At 72.8% G+C, this 3,227-nt stretch carries 2 protein-coding genes and 1 pseudogene; all 3 read right to left on the bottom strand.

From position 1 onward, the window contains the following. Positions 1–51 precede the first annotated feature (51 nt). Positions 52–1,095 carry a zinc-dependent alcohol dehydrogenase family protein gene (locus ACWGIU_RS33765; RefSeq protein ID WP_453711917.1) on the bottom strand — a complete coding sequence of 348 codons (1,044 nt, stop codon included), beginning with the start codon at positions 1,093–1,095 and terminating at the stop codon, positions 52–54. A 56-nt stretch (positions 1,096–1,151) separates the two neighbouring features. Then, the gene (locus ACWGIU_RS33760) at positions 1,152–1,793 is read right to left on the bottom strand and encodes a lysoplasmalogenase (RefSeq protein WP_453711918.1); all 642 of its coding nucleotides are present in this window, start codon (positions 1,791–1,793) and stop codon (positions 1,152–1,154) included. A gap of 325 nt (positions 1,794–2,118) precedes the next feature. Further along, a pseudogene (locus tag ACWGIU_RS33755) lies at positions 2,119–2,995 on the bottom strand (sterol desaturase family protein); the annotation flags it as partial. Positions 2,996–3,227 lie beyond the last annotated feature (232 nt).

Below are 3,227 nucleotides of genomic sequence, written 5' to 3'. Positions count from 1 at the left end.
CCCCGCCCGGCCCGTCCTCCCGTTCATCCCGTTCATCCCGCCGGGCGCGGGTCAGGGCTTGATCATGACCTTGAGCGCGCTGCGGTCGTCCATCGCCCGGTAGCCGTCCGGGACCTCGTCCAGGGACACGACCCGGTCGAAGACGGGCGCCGGGTCGATCACGCCGCTGAGCACGTCCTTCAGCAGCTCGGGAAGGTAGGCGCGGACCGGGGCCACGCCACCGCGCAGGGTGATGTTGCGGTCGAACATGACGCCGAGGTCGAGGCCGGTGCCGCTGCCGTGCGGGACGCCGACGTAGCCGACGGCCCCGCCGTCGCGGGTGATGTTCACGGCGGTGCGCATGGACTGCTCGGTGCCGACCGCCTCGATGACCGCGTGCGCGCCCCGGCCGCCGAGGAGCTCGCGGACGGCCGCCTCGGCGGCCTCGCCGCGCTCGGCGACGACGTCGGTGGCCCCGAAGAGCTTGGCGATGTCCGTACGTACGGTGTGGCGGCCCAGGGCGATGATCCGCTCCGCGCCCAGGCGCTTGGCGGCGAGGACACCGCACAGGCCGACCGCGCCGTCGCCGACGACGGCGACCGTGGAGCCCTCGCGCACGCCGGCGCCCAGCGCCGCGTGGTGGCCGGTGCCCATGACGTCGGACAGCGCCAGCAGCCCGGTCAGCAGGTGGTCGTCGGAGACGGCCTCGGCGGGCAGCTTCACCAGGGTGCCGTCGGCGTGCGGAACGCGGACGGCCTCGCCCTGGCCTCCGTCGTGGCCGACCGAGCCCCAGAAGCCGCCGTGCTCGCAGGAGGTGAAGAGGCCCTCGGCGCAGTACTCGCAGGTGCCGTCCGACCACATGAAGGGCGCGACGACGAGGTCGCCGGCGCGCAGGTCGGACACGGCGGAGCCGGTCTCCTCGACGATGCCCAGGAACTCGTGGCCGATGCGTTGGCCGGGCTGCCGCTGGGCCTCTCCGCGGTAGGCCCACAGGTCGCTGCCGCAGATACAGGCACGCAGGACGCGGACGACGGCGTCCTCGGGGCGCTGGATCGCAGCGTCGGGCACCTCCTCCACGCGTATGTCGTGCGGGGCGTGGATGACGGTGGCGCGCATGGTGGTGCAGTCCTCCGGATGGGGATCGTTCAGTCTTGTACGACTGTGGAACCGTCCTACCGTACGCCTGCTTCCCGAGTGGTAGCGCCAGTGGCCAGGAGGTACTGGGCGGCCAGGTAGGTGGCCATGATCCAGAAGTCCGGGCGGGGCAGCTGGGGCCATTCGGCGACACCGGTGGCGATGAGGGTGTCCGAGAGCAGGAACAGCGCGCCGCCGATGCCGGCCCGCAGGCCGAGCGCACCGGAGCGGAACGCCATGGCGGTGAGCAGGAGGCTGTAGCCGGCCACCGGCATCCGCAGGTCGGCCGGGAGATCGGACCACAGCAGGGCGACGGTGCCGAGGAGCGCGAGCGCGTACGCGCCCGCGAGGAGCGCGTTCGCGGGCCGCTTGCCGAACAGGACGAGGTAGCAGACGTGCCCGACGGCGAAGGAGCCCATGCCGACGAGGAAGGCGAGGTCGGCGTCGAAGAGCAGGGCCAGGTCCCCGCCCCAGCCGAAGAGCAGGGCGGCCGACAGCAGGCGGGGCGCGCCGCGGGTGGCCATGTGGGTCACGAGCAGCGGCATCAGCAGCGGCTTGGCGATGACGTGCCCGAGGTGCCAGCCGGCCAGCAACGAGCCGAGGTCGACGGCGGCGGCCAGGGCGAAGGCCACGAGGGCGATGCGGCCGAGGCGCGGCCGGCCGGTGGGCGCCCGGTCGATCGCCCAGGCGGGGGCGGGCCGGCCGGGGGACTCGGCGATGCCGTCTGCTGTGCCGTCCGCGACGCCGTCTGCGGTACTCACGCGGTGGTCTCCCGCACGGAGGGCCGGGTCTCGGCGGCACCCGCGCCGGGGACGGCGGTACGGGCGGAGGCGGGGGTCGTGGAGTTCGCCGTGGCCGTGGGGGTCGCCGTCGTGGCCGTGGAGGTTGCCGTCGTGGCCGTGGAGGTTGCGGCAGCCGTGGGGGGCGCTGCAGCCGTGGGGGGCGCCGTCGTGGCCGTCGTGGCCGTCGTGGCCGCCGTGGCCGCCGTCGTCGGGGCGGCCGTGGCCACAGGGGGCGCGGGGGCGGCGGCGGCTTCGGTGCTCTGCCCGGCGGATGCCGGTTGCCAGCCGGGGCCGCGGAAGATCCGGCCGGCGCGCTCGCCCCAGCTCCCGGCGGCGCGCACGTCGCGGGCGATGGCGGCGTATTCATGGGTGGCCACGCGCAGCGGGTTGTGGGTGCCGATGTTCTTGGTCAGCCCGTAGACGGGCTTGTCCGTCTCCCCCACCCAGGAACCGAACATCCGGTCCCAGACGATCAGGATGCCGCCGAAGTTGCGGTCCAGGTAGCCGCCCTGCGAAGCGTGGTGGACGCGGTGGTGGGAGGGGGTGTTGAAGACGTACTCGTAGGGCCGCGGCAGCTTCCCGATGCGCTCGGTGTGGACCCAGAACTGGTAAAGGAGGTTGATCCCGTAGCAGAACGGAATCGCCGCCGGGTGGACGCCGAGGGCCACCATGGGCAGGTAGAACCACCAGGTGGTGGCGCTGGTCCACGGCTGGCGCAGGGCGGTGGTGAGGTTGAACCGCCGACTGCTGTGATGGACCACGTGGCAGGCCCACAGGATGCGGATCACGTGGTGGAGGCGGTGCTGCCAGTAGTAGAGGAAGTCCTGCGCGAGCAGCATCAGCAGGGCGGTCCACCACAGGAACGGCACGCGTAGCGGGGTCAGTTCGTAGACCGCGGTGAAGACGGCGACGACCGGGATCTTCCAGAGCAGATCGAAGCCGATACTGCCGACCCCCATGGTGACGCTCGTGACGGCGTCCTTGGTGTCGTAGCCGGCGGCGTCGTCGTCGGGATGGAGCCGGTAGCTCACCACCTCGATGACGGTGAGCAGCACAAAGGCAGGTATGGACCACAGCACGACATCGGGCAGGTTCGGCATGTCCCGCACCATAGAGGCGCTCTCGGGGGTGCCGCTAGAGGTTGTTACCGATCGGTATCCATCGGGTTACCGGCGGTTCGCGAGATGATGTCCGGCCCTGCCGGGCTCCGGGGTCCGCGCGGAGGTGGAACCGGTCCGGCGGACGGGCTGGGGCGAGCCGGCGCAGGCCCATCCGCTGCCGCCGCAATCCGTGGGGCGGGCCGGGGAACCGGCCAGGGCCGGCGAGCTGGTC

It is taken from the genome of Streptomyces sp. NPDC054840 (genome assembly GCF_053611065.1).
This window is presented reverse-complemented; position numbering and strand designations above follow the sequence as displayed.